At 68.2% G+C, this 14,506-nt stretch carries 15 protein-coding genes; 7 read left to right on the forward strand and 8 right to left on the reverse strand.

From position 1 onward, the window contains the following. Positions 1 to 2 precede the first annotated feature (2 nt). Together C1704_RS13300 and C1704_RS13305 are read right to left on the reverse strand one after the other, a co-directional pair. Complete coding sequence (locus tag C1704_RS13300) at positions 3 to 914, reverse strand: 5'-nucleotidase (RefSeq protein WP_104303224.1); 912 nt, start codon at positions 912 to 914, stop codon at positions 3 to 5. 9 nt (positions 915 to 923) lie between these two features. Beyond that, a complete protein-coding gene (locus tag C1704_RS13305; protein WP_104303225.1) occupies positions 924 to 1,457 on the reverse strand; it encodes a Signal transduction histidine kinase in 534 nt (177 codons plus the stop codon). Between the two features lie 104 nt (positions 1,458 to 1,561). Here C1704_RS13305 and C1704_RS13310 point away from each other — a divergent pair, with 104 nt between their 5' ends. The 3 genes from C1704_RS13310 to C1704_RS13320 all read left to right on the forward strand — a co-directional run bounded on the left by C1704_RS13310 (position 1,562) and on the right by C1704_RS13320 (position 4,091). Then, the gene (locus C1704_RS13310; RefSeq protein WP_170064700.1) at positions 1,562 to 3,427 is read left to right on the forward strand and encodes an SLC13 family permease; all 1,866 of its coding nucleotides are present in this window, start codon (positions 1,562 to 1,564) and stop codon (positions 3,425 to 3,427) included. A gap of 147 nt (positions 3,428 to 3,574) precedes the next feature. Continuing rightward, complete coding sequence (locus C1704_RS13315; protein WP_211286938.1) at positions 3,575 to 3,907, forward strand: BON domain-containing protein; 333 nt, start codon at positions 3,575 to 3,577, stop codon at positions 3,905 to 3,907. Positions 3,908 to 3,929: 22 nt separating this feature from the next. Further along, positions 3,930 to 4,091: a DUF1328 domain-containing protein gene (locus tag C1704_RS13320; RefSeq protein WP_104303228.1), complete on the forward strand. Its 162-nt coding sequence runs from the start codon at positions 3,930 to 3,932 to the stop codon at positions 4,089 to 4,091. A 63-nt stretch (positions 4,092 to 4,154) separates the two neighbouring features. Here the strand turns inward: C1704_RS13320 and C1704_RS13325 are convergent, their stop codons facing one another. After that, positions 4,155 to 5,942 carry a SulP family inorganic anion transporter gene (locus C1704_RS13325; protein ID WP_104303229.1) on the reverse strand — a complete coding sequence of 596 codons (1,788 nt, stop codon included), beginning with the start codon at positions 5,940 to 5,942 and terminating at the stop codon, positions 4,155 to 4,157. A gap of 146 nt (positions 5,943 to 6,088) precedes the next feature. Here C1704_RS13325 and C1704_RS13330 point away from each other — a divergent pair, with 146 nt between their 5' ends. Next, entirely contained in the window at positions 6,089 to 7,585 is a 1,497-nt protein-coding gene (locus C1704_RS13330; protein WP_104303230.1) for a S41 family peptidase, read from the forward strand. 159 nt (positions 7,586 to 7,744) lie between these two features. Further along, positions 7,745 to 7,870: a hypothetical protein gene (locus tag C1704_RS17885; protein WP_259371321.1), complete on the forward strand. Its 126-nt coding sequence runs from the start codon at positions 7,745 to 7,747 to the stop codon at positions 7,868 to 7,870. A gap of 3 nt (positions 7,871 to 7,873) precedes the next feature. Here the strand turns inward: C1704_RS17885 and prmC are convergent, their stop codons facing one another. The 3 genes from prmC to hemA all read right to left on the reverse strand — a co-directional run bounded on the left by prmC (position 7,874) and on the right by hemA (position 11,147). Continuing rightward, positions 7,874 to 8,707: a peptide chain release factor N(5)-glutamine methyltransferase gene (gene prmC, locus C1704_RS13335; RefSeq protein ID WP_104303231.1), complete on the reverse strand. Its 834-nt coding sequence runs from the start codon at positions 8,705 to 8,707 to the stop codon at positions 7,874 to 7,876. Further along, positions 8,704 to 9,795, reverse strand: a complete 1,092-nt coding sequence (prfA, locus tag C1704_RS13340) for a peptide chain release factor 1 (protein WP_104303232.1) — start codon at positions 9,793 to 9,795, stop codon at positions 8,704 to 8,706. The genes prmC and prfA overlap by 4 nt, the downstream gene beginning before the upstream one ends. A gap of 65 nt (positions 9,796 to 9,860) precedes the next feature. Beyond that, positions 9,861 to 11,147, reverse strand: a complete 1,287-nt coding sequence (gene hemA / locus C1704_RS13345; protein WP_104303233.1) for a glutamyl-tRNA reductase — start codon at positions 11,145 to 11,147, stop codon at positions 9,861 to 9,863. A 79-nt stretch (positions 11,148 to 11,226) separates the two neighbouring features. Here hemA and C1704_RS13350 point away from each other — a divergent pair, with 79 nt between their 5' ends. Further along, positions 11,227 to 11,511, forward strand: coding sequence for a hypothetical protein (locus tag C1704_RS13350; RefSeq protein WP_104303234.1), 285 nt, complete (start codon positions 11,227 to 11,229; stop codon positions 11,509 to 11,511). After that, positions 11,504 to 12,679 (forward strand): sensor domain-containing diguanylate cyclase, encoded by a 1,176-nt coding sequence (locus tag C1704_RS13355; protein WP_170064701.1) that lies wholly within the window; start codon positions 11,504 to 11,506, stop codon positions 12,677 to 12,679. Before C1704_RS13350 ends, C1704_RS13355 begins: the two co-directional genes overlap by 8 nt. 17 nt (positions 12,680 to 12,696) lie before the next feature. Here the strand turns inward: C1704_RS13355 and miaB are convergent, their stop codons facing one another. Together miaB and C1704_RS13365 are read right to left on the reverse strand one after the other, a co-directional pair. Then, a complete protein-coding gene (gene miaB / locus C1704_RS13360) occupies positions 12,697 to 14,061 on the reverse strand; it encodes a tRNA (N6-isopentenyl adenosine(37)-C2)-methylthiotransferase MiaB (protein WP_104303236.1) in 1,365 nt (454 codons plus the stop codon). 10 nt (positions 14,062 to 14,071) lie between these two features. Continuing rightward, positions 14,072 to 14,455 (reverse strand): hypothetical protein, encoded by a 384-nt coding sequence (locus tag C1704_RS13365; protein WP_104303237.1) that lies wholly within the window; start codon positions 14,453 to 14,455, stop codon positions 14,072 to 14,074. Positions 14,456 to 14,506 lie beyond the last annotated feature (51 nt).

Consider the following 14,506-nt stretch of genomic DNA (forward strand, 5'->3'; position numbering starts at 1 on the left):
CCTCAGCTCATCTGGTTGGCGACCCCGGCGGCCACATGCCCCGACGGCACGTGCGGTGCGGCGTTCTCGACGTGGCGCATCTGGTCGTCGAAGAAGAAGTCGGGCTCGAATTCGCGCAGGAATTCGCCCTTGGGCAGACCGCCCAGGAACATCGCCTCGTCCACCTCGATCTGCCAGTCCATCAGCGTGCGGATGGCGCGCTCGTGCGCCGGGGCACTGCGGGCCGTGACCAGGGCCGTGCGGATGCGCATGGCCGGCGTGCCCTCGCGCTGCAACTGGTGCAGGGCCTGCAGCAGCGGTTTGAAGGGGCCGGCCGGCAGCGGTGTGGTGGCGCGGTGGCTTTCGTGGGCCTGGAAGGCGTCGAGACCGTCGCTCTGGAAGACCTGCTCGGCTTCGTCGGAGAAGAGCACCGCGTCACCATCGAAGGCGATGCGCACCTCGCTGGGATGGGCGTCCGAGGCGCGCGCCGACAGCGGGTAGACACGCGCCGCCGGAAAGCCGGCGTCGAGCGCGGCGCGCACGTCGGCCTCGTTGGCTGACAGGAAGAGGTGAGCGTTGAGCGGGCGCAGGTAGCGGTAGGGTGACTGCCCGCGCGTGAACACGCCGCGCTGGATGGGCAGGCCATAGTGCTGCGCCGAGCGGAACACCCGCATGCCCGAGACGGGGTCGTTGCGCGAGAGGATCACCACCTCCACGCGCGGGGCGGCGCCGGCCCCCAGCCGGTTGAAGGCCAGCAGCTTGTTCACCAGCGAGAAGGCCACACCGGGCCGCGCGGGCACGTCCAGGCGTTGCAGCTGCAGCTGCATGTAGCTGTGGTCGTCCTGGGCCTCGAAAAGCTGGTTCTCCTCCTCGAAGTCGAACAGGGCGCGCGAGGAAATAGCCACGACGAGCTGGCCGGCAAGGGTCACGGGCATGGGGCGATGCTAGCGGACGGGGTCGGAGCCAGCGCCATCCACCGCACTGGCGGCCGTGGCGCCGGATGGCGCTGCCTGGCGGTCGAGCTTGTCCTCGATCTCGCCGAGCTGGGCGGCCAGCCCGTTGCCGGTGTCGGTGAGGGCCTGCCGCAGGCTGTCGTCCAGGCGACGGGTCTGGGCGCCGACTTCTCCCGAGACGGTCGAGACGTCCTGGCGCAACGTGGAGAGTTCCTGCTTCAGCCACTGGCGCAGCTCGGTGTAGCGTGAGGTTTCGGCCTTCTCGGCCAGGTCGCGTTGCTCGCGCGCCTCGTGCATCAGCCGACGCGTTTCGGCCAGCCGTTGCGCCTGCATCACCGCGATGTAGGTCAGGAAGGCGACGGCCTCGATGGCCAGCAGCGCCAGCAGGACCAGACCCAGCGGGGCCTGGGTGTGCGCAAACAGCAGGAAGACTTCCGTGGGCGCCACGATGGCGGGCCAGTTCAGGGCGGCAAACAGCGCAATCAGCGCCAGCACCAGGCCAAGCAGGACGGTGCGCAGGGACATCGGCTTCCTCCACAGGGATGACAGGCGCCGTCTGACGGCGCATCGGGCCACATCATGGCATGCTGCAGCCCCGAGTATCTCCTCAAGGCGGGGCAAGGAGCGTGATGGACCTGATGTCGATGCTGGCGCTGCCGGGTCTGTCCGGCCATGGGGTGGTGGTGCTCGCCTTCACGGTCGGGGTCTTTGCCGTGTTCGTGCTGGACCGCTGGCCCATCGCTTCGGTGTGCCTGGGGATCCTGGCCCTCCTGCCGGCCTTCTTCCTGGTGTTTCCACTGGAGGTGGAGGGGGCACCGCTGGCGCCGGCCCGCTTTTATGCGGGCTTTGGCCATCCCGCCCTGGTGGCCATCTGCGCGCTGATGGTGCTGGGGCAGGGCCTCGTCGTCACCGGAGCCCTCGAACCCGTGGCACGGCGGCTGTCGGGCCTGGTGGCCCAGCACCCGTTCCTGGCCCTGGCGGCGGTGCTGCTGGCGGCGGCGGGGGCCAGCGGCTTTGTCAATGACACGCCGGTGGTGGTGCTGCTGCTGCCGCTCCTGATGGCCGCGGCCCAGCGCGCCAAGACCTCGGCGGCCGGCCTGCTGATGCCGATGAACTATGCCGTGCTGATCGGCGGCATGGCCACCACGATCGGCACCTCGACCAACCTCATCGTGGTCAACCTGGCCCAGCAGCTTGGCATGCCCCCGGTGGGGATGTTGAGCTTCTATCCCCTGGTCGCGCTGGCGGCCGTGCCCGGGCTGCTCTATCTGTGGCTGGTGGCCCCGCGTCTCCTGGCCGGTGTGGGCGAACGCACGCCAGTGGACACCCAGGACGCCTTCGATGCCGAACTGCATGTCGAAGAGGGCGCCTGGCTGGAGGGCCGCACGCTGAGCGACGCCATGGCGGCCACCGAAGGCCGGATGCGTGTGCTCGAGTTGCGCGATGCCCAGGGGCGCGTGCGTGCCCGGCTGCCCACGGCGCAGTTGCGCGCAGGCGATCGGCTGGTGTTGCAGGACACGGTGGACAACCTCAAGGAGCATGAGCGCGTGCTCAAGGGGCGCCTGCATGGGCTGGATGACGACGAGGACTCCGACACCGATGACCCGCAGCGCAGGCCACGGCGCGCAACGGCCGTGGTGGCCCAGATGGTGATCACGCCGCAGTCCCCCCTGGTGGGGCGCAGCGTGCGCCAGCTGCGTCTGGCCGATCGCTATCGGCTGGCGGTGGTGGGGCTTCGGTCGGGCCGGGCGGCACCTTCGGTGTCCTGGTCGCGCCAGGAGGTGGCTGATCGCCCGCTTTCGGCCGGTGACGTGCTGCTGATGCAAGGGCCTCTTGCCGAGATGCAGGAGGCCCAGCGCGATGGCTTCGGCCTGCTGCTCGACTCACGTCATGTGCTGCCTCGCCAGGACAAGGCCTGGGTGGCGCTGTCCACCTTGGCCGCAGTGGTGGTGCTGGCCGTGACCAAGATCCTGCCCATCGAGGTGGCCGCGCTCGGCGGGGTGCTGGTCCTCCTGGCCAGCGGGGCGCTGGGCTGGCGCGACGTGGGGGCGTCCCTTTCGATGAAGGTGGTGCTGCTGGTGGCGGCCAGTCTGGCCCTGGGTGATGCGCTGATGGTGACCGGCGCCACGCAATTCCTTGCCCAGCAACTGGTGGCCCTGGCCGGAGCACTGGAGCCACGATGGGTGCTGCTGGGGCTGATGGGCCTCATGGGACTGCTCACCAACTTCGTGTCGAACAACGCGGCGGCGGCAATCGGCACGCCGCTGGGCTTCGAGATGGCGCGCCAACTCGGTGTGCCGCCCGAGCCCTATGTGCTGGCGGTGCTGTTCGGCTGCAACCTGTGCTACCTCACGCCGATGGCGTATCAGACCAATCTGCTCGTCATGAACGCCGCGGGCTACCGCTTCGCGGACTTCGTGCGCGTGGGCACGCCGCTGTTCCTCATCATGTGGTTCAGCCTGAGCGCCCTGCTCGTGTGGCGCCACGGGCTGTAGGCAAATGTAACGACTGTCGGCCGGCACCGACAGACGGGGCACGGCGGCAACCGACAGGCGTCCCGGACTTGCATGCCTAGAGTTCACTCACGGCCTTCGAATGCGAGGCCGACAGCAACCCAACAGATGAACTTGAAGGAGCACACCATGCAAGCGAGCCAACTGTTGCGCATCACGGCCTTGTCGGTGGCGCTGGGCGCCACCATCGTCGCCACGGGCTGCTCGGCCACGCCCACCCAGGCCAGCGCCGGTGAGGTGATCGATGACACCTGGATCACCACCAAGGTCAAGGCGGCCTTCGTCGAGGACAAGACCGTCAGCGCCCTCAACATCAACGTCGAGACTTTCCGGGGCACCGTCCAGCTCAGCGGCTTTGCCAACAGCGCCGCCGAAGTGCAGCGCGCCGGGCAGATTGCCAGCGGCATCAAGGGCGTCAAGGCGGTGAAGAATGACATCCGGCTCAAGCAGTCGGTGAGCTGATCTTTCGGAAAGGAGCGCCACCATGCTGCACTACGCCGTCGTCTTTTTCGTCATTGCCCTGATCGCGGCCGTCTTTGGCTTCGGCGGCATCGCCGCCGGCGCCGCGGGCATCGCCAAGATCCTGTTTTTCATCTTCCTCATCGGCTTCGTCGTATCGCTGGTGATGGGGCTGTTGAAACGCTAGCCGTTGCACGCGCCAACCCCTGCGGCCCGCCTTGCGCGGGCCGCGTGCGTTGGGCCTGCCGCCTCACTGGTCGAGCTTCCCGCACTCCCAGAAGATACGCGCCCGGCAGGTGCGGCAGATCTGCGGATCGAGGGTCTGGAAGATGCGGGCGATGGCCGTTCGCTTGTCGGGGTGGATGTGGTCGGGCCCCAGCGCCGCAGTGAAGCCCGTGCGCTCCCACATTTCCAGCACCTGCGGGCGGGGGCGATGGAAGTGCAGGTCCCCCCCCATGGCGCGCCGCGCTGCCAGCTCGGACTGCCACAGCTCGGCACCGGCCAGGTCGATGAAGTTCATGCTCTTGGCCATGACCAGCAGGTGCTTGGGCGCGTGAGGTGCCGTGCGCAGAGCATGCAGCGTATCCGCCACGTGCTGGGTGGCACCGAAGTAGATCGAACCCTCCATGCGCAGCAGTTTGAGCTGAGGGCATTCGGGCAGGCTGCCTTCCGGGTGGCCATCCACCACCTCGAAATGGCGGCCCTCCTCCATCGACGTGAAACCCATCGTTCGCATGGCGGGCTTGGCCGTGCGTTGCAGGTAGCTCATGAGCGAGGCGATGGTGCCCAGCAGGATGGCCATCTCCAGCCGGATGCTCACCGTGGCCAGCAGCGTGAGGGCGGCAATGCCGAACTCGGTGCGGTTGAGCAGGTACAGGCGCCGCCAGCGAGGCAGGTCGAGCAGGCTCCAGGCCACCAGCAGCAGCAGCCCGGCGATGGCCGCCATCGGGATCAGGGCCAGCAGCGGCGCGCTGAAGGCCACCACCCCCACCAGCAGCACAGCCGAGAACACGGCGGCCAGCGGCGTACGCGCACCGGCTTCGAGGTTGGGCATGGACCGGTTGAGTGAGCCGCAGCTCACATACGACGAGAAGAAGCCGCCCACCAGGTTCGACAGCCCCTGGCCCAGGAACTCCCGGTTGGTGTCGATGCGCTGGCCCGATCGCTGTGCGACGGCCTTGGCGATCGAGATCGATTGGCCGAGTGCCACGATGGTGAGCGCCGCAGCCAGGCCCAGCAGTTCGGGCAGCTGCTTCCAATCGATCGCCGGCACGGCAAAGGGCGGCCAGGGTGAGGGGATGGACCCCACCACCGCCACGTGCGCCCAGCCCAGCGCATCACCTTGCCGGTTGAGCACGGTGGCCAGCGCCGTGCCGGCCACCAGTCCGACGAGCATGCCCGGCCAGCGGGGGGTGAGATGGCGCACCAGCACGGCCGTGATCAGGGTGGTCAGCCCCACCAACAATGCGGTGAACTGCGTGTGCGAAATGCGGGTCGCCAGGTGCGCCAGCACGGCCGGCGTGCCCTGACCTTCCAGCGCCCCCAGGCCCAGCAGGTCACGCATCGCGTGCAAGGCAATCAGCAGCGCCGCGCCGCTGGTGAAGCCCATCAGCGCGGCGGGCGAGATGAAGTTCGCGATGGTTCCCAGTCGCAGGGCACCCACCAGCGTCTGCATCACGCCCACCAACACTGTCACCGCCAGGGCCAGCTGGATGTAGGCCGGGCTGCCGGCGGCAGCCAGCGGTGTGAGCATCGCAAACAGCGCCAGCGAGTTGGCGTTGGTGGGGCCAGACATCACATGCCGGCTGGAGCCGAACAAGGCGGCCACGATGCACGGCACGATGGCGGTGTAGAGCCCGTACTGCGGTGGCAGGCCTGCCAGCGTGGCGAAGGCGATGCCCTGGGGCAGCACCAGGACCGCGCCCAGCAAGCCCGCGAGAACGTCGGCCCGCAGGCTCGCACCGTTCACCTCGTGCACCCAGGAGCCGAACACGCGGGACAGGGCAAGGGCAACAGCGGGCGGCAAGGACAAGTTCATGCGGAGATGGGGCAACAAGGACGATCATAGGCGTTGCAGGCTCGCCGCAACCCATCCTCCGGGGGAATCACGGCGCGGCCGGCTTCTGCTAGGGTACGGCCCCGCGGGCTGACGTCAGATCCTGCTGGCAAAGGGAGAAGCATTCAATGACGCGCACTTCCAACAGATTTCCTCACCAGACCGTGGCGCTGGCGATGGTGGCGGCCCTGTTGCAGGCGGGCTGCGGCGGCGGTGGCGGCGACCCTGGCGCCTCTCCGTTTCCGGGCTCGGGTGGCAGCAGTGGGGGAGGCAGCATCCCGGCCTCGTCCCAGTCGGCCGGCCGTCTGGTGAACAGCAGTGTGAGCGGAGCCCTTCCCGAGCATTGGGTCGCCTCCACCTGCACGGCAGACCGTCAGCGCAGCTGGGTGCGCTCCATCGTGCACGAAAAGCACCTGTTCTACCGTCAGGTGCCCAATATCAACCCAGCCAGCTACACGGGAACGCCGCAGAACCTGTTCTACGAACTGACCCGGTTCGGCATCCCCAACAACCGCGACCGATTCAGTTTCGTGATTCCCCAGAGCACTGCGTCCGCCACCTTCGAGCAGGGGCAGGGCGTGGGCATCGGGGCGGCCTACGTCTACGATGGGCAGGGGCGCCTGCGGGTGGCCTACGTCGAGCCCGGTTCGCCCGCTGCCGGGCAATTCGACCGAGGGGCGCAGATCGTCTCGATCAACGGGGCCGCCGTGGGCAACAGCCTCACGTCGGCACAGATCGACGCGCTCTATCCCTCGGCAGCGGGCGGCACCATCGCCTTGCAGGTGCGCGCCACTCCCGCTGGCGTCACCCGTTCGATCACGCTCACCAACACGACCTACACCATCGCGCCGGTGAACCGGTCGCTGGTGCTGCCTGGCAACGTGGGCTACCTGCACTACACCGACTTCACCACGCCTTCGGGCCAGATCCAGCTGGCCGACACCTTTTCCACCTTCCAGACGGCCGGCATCGCCGACCTGATCATCGACCTGAGGTACAACGGCGGCGGCTACCTGGCCATCGCGTCGCAGCTGGGGCACATGGTCGCCGGCAGTCGGGGCGCCAATCGCACCTTCGAGCGGCTGGTCTACAGCGACAAGCGGGTCCGGGAGAACGTGTCGGTTCCGTTCTATCACCGACACCTCGACCTGCCGGGCTATACGAATCCACGTGCCGGGCAATCTCTGCCATCGCTGAACCTCTCCCGTGTCTTCGTGCTGACCACGGGCGACAGCTGCTCGGCCAGCGAGTCCTTCATCAATGCCATGAAGGGCGTGGACGTGCAGGTGGTCCAGATCGGTGGCACCACCTGCGGGAAGCCCTATGGATTCACCCGGTATCCCAACTGCACCTTCGCCTACTTCCCGATCGAGTTCGAGGGCCGCAACGACCGCAACGAGAGCTTTCCCGCCTCGGGGATCACACCCACGTGCGCGGTGCCTGACGACCTGGACGCCCCTCTGGGCCTTCCCGGTGAGGCACTGCTTGACGCGGCGCTCTCGTACCGGGCCACCGGCCAGTGCCCGGCGCTGGTCACGGCCCAATCGCGCACGTTGCCGCCGGGGGTGAAGGTCGGCTCTCCCGAGCCGGACTCCCCCCGACGCATCAAGCTCGTCACGCCGTGACAAGCTTCACTAGGCAGACGCGGTCGGGCTCGCTATCGTGTGGCCCGCATCCGGATCCGATCTGACCGAACTGCCGTGTGGAGAGTGTGTTTCCTGACCAGCAGCCCTCGCCGACTGTCGTCGGCCGACAAGGGACCTTGGCATCCCGATGAGCATCGGGTGCGCGAATGGGCCCAGTGGTTCAGCCAGCAGGGCTACCGCGTGGCCGTGCAGCACAGCAGCGGTGATCTCTACGACGGCAGCCGCCACATCGGCAACGTGACGGGCGGCCGCTTCAGGGGGTGAGGGTCACGGGCGCTGCCCCCCGGTGCAACGCCGGTGGCCCGCCAGATCGTGGCGGCTGGCCACGGCCCCGAACCCGGCCTGGGTCAGCAGGGCCTGCACGGCATCCGCCTGGTCGTGACCGTGCTCCAGCAGCAGCCAGGCGCCCGCGTGCAGATAACGGGCGGCGCCTGCGACGATGGTGCGAATGGCGTCCAGCCCATCGGGCCCGGAGCTGAGCGCCAGCGCAGGTTCATGCACCAGGGCGGCCAGGTGCGGGTCACCCTCGGCGATGTAGGGCGGATTGCTGACGACCAGATCGAAAGGCGCCTCACCCTCCGGCAAGGCCTGCCACCAAGAGCCTTGCAGGCCGCGCAGGCCGAGACCCAGCCGTGTGGCGTTCGACATCGCCACCTCCAGCGCCTGGGTGCTGAGGTCCACGGCGCTCACCTGCGCGTCGGGCCGGGCACGGGCCAGGGCCAGGGCGATGGCCCCGCTGCCCGTGCCCAGATCGAGCACGCGCGGCGCCGTGCGGCCCTCCAGGGCCTCCACGGCCCACTCCACCAGCACCTCGGTATCGGGCCGCGGTACCAGCACCTCGGGGCCCACCTGCAGCATCAGGCCGTGGAATTCCTTGCGCCCCAGCAGGTAGGCCACCGGCTCGCCCGCCCGGCGTCGCTGCAGCAAGGCGTGGTAGCGCTGTCGCTGCGGTTCGTCGATCCGGTCGGTGTCATGCGCCCTCAACCAGGCGCGGGCTTCGCGTTCACCCAGCCCCAGCACCTCGGCCAGCAGCAGCTGGGCATCGAGCCGGTCCACGCCCAGCACTGCCGCCTCCTGCAGGGCCTGCGCGACCGTGGTCATTCGATGCCCATTTCCTGCAGTTGCTCGGCGGCTTGTTCGGCCTCTCGGGCACTGCGCAATGCTTCGATCACGTCGTCCAGGTCGCCTTCCATCACGGCGCCCAGCTTGTAGAGCGTGAGGTTGATGCGGTGGTCGGTGAGCCGGCCCTGCGGGAAGTTGTAGGTGCGGATGCGGTCGCTGCGGTCGCCGCTGCCGATCAGGCTCTTGCGTGTGGCGGCTTCCTTCGCGGCGCGCTCGGCCCGGTCCTTCTCGCGCAGGCGAGCGGCCAGCACGGCCAGGGCCTTGGCCTTGTTGCGGTGCTGGGATCGGTCGTCCTGGCATTCAGCCACCAGGCCCGTGGGCAGGTGGGTGATGCGGATGGCCGAATCGGTCTTGTTCACGTGCTGTCCGCCGGCTCCGCTGGCGCGGAAGGTGTCGATGCGCAGCTCGGCGGGGTTGAGCTGGATCTCCTCCGCCTCGTCCGGCTCGGGCATCACCGCCACCGTGCAGGCGCTGGTGTGGATGCGGCCCTGGGTTTCGGTGGCCGGGACGCGTTGGACGCGGTGGCCGCCCGACTCGAAGCGCAGGTGGCCATAGACATCATCACCCTCGATGCGCACCACCACCTCCTTGTAGCCGCCCAGGTCGGACTCGCTGGCCGACAGGATCTCGCTGCGCCAGCCCTGGCGCTCGGCGTAGCGCAGGTACATGCGCAGCAGGTCGCCCGCGAAGAGGGCCGATTCGTCGCCACCGGTCCCGGCGCGGATCTCGAGGAAGGCGGGCCGTGCATCGTCGGGGTCGCGGGGCAACAGAGCGCGCTGCAGTTCCGTTTCCAGCCGAAGGAGTTCGGCCTGGGCCTGGGCGACTTCTTCGGCGGCGATCTCGGCCATCTCCGGGTCGGCCAGCATCTCGCGGGCGCCGGCCAGGTCCCGCTCGCGTTGCAGGTAGCGGCGATAGCGTTCAGCCAGCGCCGACACCTCGCTGTGTTCGCGCGTCAGGTCGCGAAAGCGGGTCATGTCGGCCACCACGTCCGGCGCTGCCAGCACGGCATCGAGCTCCTGCAGGCGTTGCAGGGCGCGGTCGAGTTGCTGGCGCAGGGCGTCTTTCATCGGGAAGCGGAGGAGGGGAGGAGGGTGGGCCGCAGCCGGCCCCGAGGCGACGGCGCGTTGCCGCGCTAGCGCTTGCCGTGACGGCTGGGATCGGTGGCCGCGCCGCGCAGGAAGAGCCGCGAGACGGTCTCGGCCAGATGCTGGCGATGTGCCCCGTCGGCACTGTGCAACTCGGCCAGCGCACCGTGGAGCATCTTGTTGGCCATGCCGCGAGACAGGGCCTCCAGCACGGCTTCGATGTCTTCGCCCCGTGCAAGGGCCCGGCGCGCGCGGGCCATCTCGACTTCCCTCCACGCGTCGGCCTGGGCGTTCAGGGCCTGGATCAGTGGCACGCTGGCACGCTGGTCGAGCCAGTGCACGAAGCTCTGCACGCCGGTCTCGATGATCGCCTCGGCCTGGGCCACCGCCGCCTGGCGCTTTTCGCCGGCCGTCTGCACGACGGCGCTGAGATCGTCCACCGTGTAGAGATAGACGTCGTCGAGTTGGGCCACCTCGGGTTCGATGTCGCGCGGCACGGCCAGATCGACCATGAACATCGGGCGGTGCTTGCGGGCCTTGAGAGCCCGTTCCACGGCCCCCAGGCCGATGATGGGCAAGGAACTGGCTGTGCACGACACCACCACGTCGAACTCGGCCAGGCGGGTTGGCAACTCGGCCATGCGCATCGCTTCGGCGCCGAAATGGGCGGCCAGCTTCTCTCCCCGCTCCAGGGTGCGATTGGCCACGGCCATGGCTTTGGGCTTCTTCGCTGCAAAGTGCGTGGCGGCCAGTTCGATCATTTCGCCGGCGCCCACGAAGAGCACCTTGACCTCGCTCAGGTCCTCGAAGAGCTGCCCGGCCAGGCGGACCGCGGCTGCGGCCATGCTGATCGAGTGCGAGCCGATCTCGGTGGAGGTGCGCACCTCCTTGGCCACCGCAAAAGAACGCTGGAAGAGCTGGTGCAAGGTGGTGCCCAGGGTCCCGGCTTCATCGGCCTGGCGAACGGCCTGCTTCATCTGCCCAAGGATCTGAGGCTCGCCAAGCACCATGGAATCCAGACCACTGGCAACCCGGAAGGCATGGCGGGCAGCCTGACCCCCTTCAAGCACGTAGGTGTGCTGGCTGAGCTGTTGGGCACTCACCCCACCCAGGCCGGCCAGCCATTCCAGCGTGGGTCGAACCAGGTCGGGCGGCGCTGCGCAGTACAGTTCGGTTCGGTTGCAGGTGGACACCAGTGCGGCTTCGCGGGCGTGCTGCAGCCGCTCGCGCAACTGTCTCAGCGTGGGGCCCAGTTGCTCCGGGGTGAACGCCAGGCGGCCGCGCAGGTCCAGCGGCGCGCTCATGTGGTTCAGGCCCAGGGCAATGACACTCATGGGGTCGATTATAAAATTTGTGAACCCGGGCCGCAGACGGCAGAAAACCGGCCCGCTTGACACACATCAACCCTTCGACATGGGCTTCCTCGACGCCTTGTGGCACTTGCTCAACCTCTTTGCCCCGGCTCTGGGGCTGGCGGTCATTGCCACGGTCCTGACCAAGCTGCTGTGGTGGCGCCGGCTGCGAGCCGTGACCTGGGTGCGTCTGCTGGGGTGGAGCGCGGTGGCGGCGGTTGCGGCGCTCCTGGGCGGGCTGGCCGTCCTGGGTGCAGATGGGCGGATCGCCACCTATGCTGCGATGGTGTTCGCCACTGCGTTGGCCCTGGCCTGGGCCGGCTTCGGCGGACGTGCGCATGGCTGAGTTCGAACTGCTCTGGCTCGGCCTCTTCTTGGGTGTGGCTGCCATGGCGCTGGCCTACGCCACCGGCGAGGCCCTGATGCGCGGCGACGCCGTGAACGGCTGGTATGCCCTGCACGTGGTGATGATGGTCCTGTACCAGCTGGTGCAGCTCGGGTATGCGGACCGCGTGCTGGCTGAGCAGGACGCTGCGATGGCCCAGGCTGCAGGCTTGGTGGCGGGCACGTTGCTGGCGGCCGTGAGCGTGCTCTTCGCCCGGCGGGTGCTGCCCCGTGCGCTGGGCAACCTGCGGGCCGACCGCTGGGCGCTGGCGGTCGCGGCTTTCGGCGTGGCGCTCACGGCAGGCTACGTGGTCTGGCCCGAACTGGCCCGCGAGCCCACGGTGGCCCTGGCTCAGAGGGCGTACTACTTCCTGGCGCTGCTGTCGGTGGTCTTCCTGCTGTGGGCGCTGCGTGGCGTGCGCCTTCCCTACATCGGCTGGTACGCCGCGGCGTTCGTGGCCGCTGCGGCAGGGGTGGCGGTCGAATCTGCCACCCAACGCGGCTGGTTGCCGGCCGGGGGCTGGTGGGACCACTACGGCATGCTCGCCGGCGCGGGCGTCGAGATTCTCATCCTCACCTACGCACTGAACTTCAGTGCACGCGACCTGTTGCGCGATCCTGGCGAACGGCGTGACGGTGCCCGGCTTGACCGTTGGACCGGCTTGCTGCACGGCGGGGAACTGCCGGGTCTGCTGATGTCACTGTCGGTGCGCTCGCTGCGCATGAACACCTTCGGTGCCGTGGTGATGCTGCGCCTGGCGAATCTGGAAGACCTGCAGCGTGCTCACGGCGCCAAGGTCACGGAGGCCGCCATGAAGGCTTGCGCAAGGGTGCTGCGCGAGGTGTGCAGCCCTGCCGACGTGCCACTGCGTCTGGACGACGCGCGTTTCGTCGTGGTGCTGGAGCAGGTGCAAAGCCGCACCGAGGCCCAGGCCCTGGCTCAGCGCATCCTGGAACTGGGCCTTCAGCACCACCCGGAGTTGCCACCGCTGGAGCAATTGCAGCTCCATGCGGCCATCGCCTACATCCCGCAAGACCTCAAGGGCCGCCCGCAGACCCTCATCGACCGCCTGGACCACGTTGCCGGCCAGATCCGGCGCGGCAGCGGGGCCTTGATCCGCAGCCTCTGACGACCCCCAAGCGGCGTTCAGGCCGCCACGGCTTCCTTCACCACCACCTCGCCGCGCAGGGAGTGGGGCAGGGCCGAGGTGATCTGCACTTCGACCATCTGACCCACCAGTCGTGCGGCGTTCGGGCCGCCGGGGAAGTTGACGATGCGGTTACACTCCGTGCGGCCCATCAGCTCGGTCGGGTCCTTCTTCGACGGGCCCTCCACGAGGATGCGCTGCACCGTGCCCACGCGGCTGTCGCTGATGCGGCGAACGTTGGCCTCGATGGTGGCCTGCAGATGCTGCAGCCGCTTGAGCTTCACCTCCTGGGGCGTGTCGTCGTGCAGGGCGGCTGCGGGGGTGCCAGGGCGCGAGCTGAACACGAAGCTGAAGCTGGCATCGAAGCCCACGTCTTCGATGAGTTTCATCATCTTCGCGAAGTCATCCTCGGTTTCGCCAGGGAAGCCTACGATGAAGTCGCTGGACAGGCTGATGTTGGGTCGCACCGCGCGCAGCTTGCGGATGGTGCTCTTGTATTCCAGCGCGGTGTAGCCGCGCTTCATGGCCGACAGGATGCGGTCGGAGCCGTGCTGCACCGGCAGGTGCAGGTGGTTCACGAGCTGCGGGACCGTGGCGTACACGTCGATGAGGCGCTGCGTGAACTCGTTCGGGTGGCTCGTGGTGTAGCGGATGCGCTCGATGCCCGGGATCTCGGCCACGTACTCGATGAGCAAGGCGAAGTCGGCGATCTCGGCGGTGTCGCCCATCCTGCCGCGGTAGGCGTTGACGTTCTGGCCCAGCAACGTCACTTCCTTCACCCCTTGGTCGGCCAGGCCGGCCACTTCCACCAGCACGTCCTCGAAGGGCCGCGAGACTTCCTCGCCGCGGGTGTAGGGCACCACGCAGTAACTGCAGTACTTCGAGCAGCCCTCCATGATGGAGACGAAGGCCGAGGCACCTTCCACGCGGGCCGGGGGCAGGTGGTCGAACTTCTCGATCTCGGGGAAGCTGATGTCCACCTGCGGGCGGTTCTGTGCTTCGCGGCGCGCCAGCATCTCGGGCAGGCGGTGCAGCGTCTGCGGGCCGAAGACCACATCCACGTAAGGCGCGCGCTCGATGATGGCGGCGCCTTCCTGGCTGGCCACACAGCCGCCCACGCCGATCTTCACACCCTTCTTCTTCAGGTGCTTGACGCGGCCCAGGTCCGAAAACACCTTCTCCTGCGCCTTCTCGCGCACCGAGCAGGTGTTGAAGAGGATGAGGTCAGCCTGCTCTGGGTCGTTGGTGGGCTCGTAGCCTTGCGCGGCGCTCAGCACGTCGGCCATCTTGTCCGAGTCGTACTCGTTCATCTGACAGCCGAAGGTCTTGATGTACACCTTCTTGGAGGCGGTGGAACTGCTCATGACCGCTCCTTCAGCGCTTGGTCCAGGTCTGGGAGATGGGCTCGAAGCTCCATCGCTGGGCCTCTTCCCGGGTGCTTGGCCAGAGCTTCTTGAGCTCGTCCTCGCGAAGGATCCAAACATCCTTGACGAAGCCCTGGTTGTCCAGCGTGTAGTGCACTTTGGCCTTGGTGCCCATGAGGGACCCCGAGAGGACCAGCAGATTGTTGGGCCCGCGGATGCGCGACGCCGGCACCATGCGGGCCGGCTTCTCGTTCAGCAGCACTTCCGGCGGCTGGCCGAAGACCATCTCGCCGCGCAGGGCGTCGGCAGGGAACTGGCGCGCCACGACGGCCTGGGCCTGGGCGACAACGATGGTGGCCGACAGGGTCAGGCCGACGAGGACACAGCGAAGCATGGTGTAGATCCAGGGGCTGTTGAGGGACGATGCCAAGTATGGGCCAAGGCA

The sequence above is a fragment of the Caldimonas caldifontis genome (genome assembly GCF_002930615.1).
Taxonomy (GTDB): Bacteria; Pseudomonadota; Gammaproteobacteria; order Burkholderiales; family Burkholderiaceae_C; genus Caldimonas; species Caldimonas caldifontis.

Excerpts from the sequence above, each read along its gene's own strand:
- prfA (WP_104303232.1), bottom strand. The coding sequence starts at position 9,795 with ATGAAAGACGCCCTGCGCCAGCAACTCGACCGCGCCCTGCAACGCCTG.
- C1704_RS13325 (WP_104303229.1), bottom strand. The coding sequence starts at position 5,942 with ATGAACTTGTCCTTGCCGCCCGCTGTTGCCCTTGCCCTGTCCCGCGTG.
- C1704_RS13305 (WP_104303225.1), bottom strand. The coding sequence starts at position 1,457 with ATGTCCCTGCGCACCGTCCTGCTTGGCCTGGTGCTGGCGCTGATTGCG.
- C1704_RS13310 (WP_170064700.1), top strand. The coding sequence starts at position 1,562 with ATGGACCTGATGTCGATGCTGGCGCTGCCGGGTCTGTCCGGCCATGGG.
- C1704_RS13315 (WP_211286938.1), top strand. The coding sequence starts at position 3,575 with ATGCAAGCGAGCCAACTGTTGCGCATCACGGCCTTGTCGGTGGCGCTG.
- hemA (WP_104303233.1), bottom strand. The coding sequence starts at position 11,147 with ATGAGTGTCATTGCCCTGGGCCTGAACCACATGAGCGCGCCGCTGGAC.
- C1704_RS13330 (WP_104303230.1), top strand. The coding sequence starts at position 6,089 with ATGACGCGCACTTCCAACAGATTTCCTCACCAGACCGTGGCGCTGGCG.
- C1704_RS13300 (WP_104303224.1), bottom strand. The coding sequence starts at position 914 with ATGCCCGTGACCCTTGCCGGCCAGCTCGTCGTGGCTATTTCCTCGCGC.
- C1704_RS13355 (WP_170064701.1), top strand. The coding sequence starts at position 11,504 with ATGGCTGAGTTCGAACTGCTCTGGCTCGGCCTCTTCTTGGGTGTGGCT.
- C1704_RS13350 (WP_104303234.1), top strand. The coding sequence starts at position 11,227 with ATGGGCTTCCTCGACGCCTTGTGGCACTTGCTCAACCTCTTTGCCCCG.
- prmC (WP_104303231.1), bottom strand. The coding sequence starts at position 8,707 with ATGACCACGGTCGCGCAGGCCCTGCAGGAGGCGGCAGTGCTGGGCGTG.
- miaB (WP_104303236.1), bottom strand. The coding sequence starts at position 14,061 with ATGAGCAGTTCCACCGCCTCCAAGAAGGTGTACATCAAGACCTTCGGC.
- C1704_RS13365 (WP_104303237.1), bottom strand. The coding sequence starts at position 14,455 with ATGCTTCGCTGTGTCCTCGTCGGCCTGACCCTGTCGGCCACCATCGTT.
- C1704_RS13320 (WP_104303228.1), top strand. The coding sequence starts at position 3,930 with ATGCTGCACTACGCCGTCGTCTTTTTCGTCATTGCCCTGATCGCGGCC.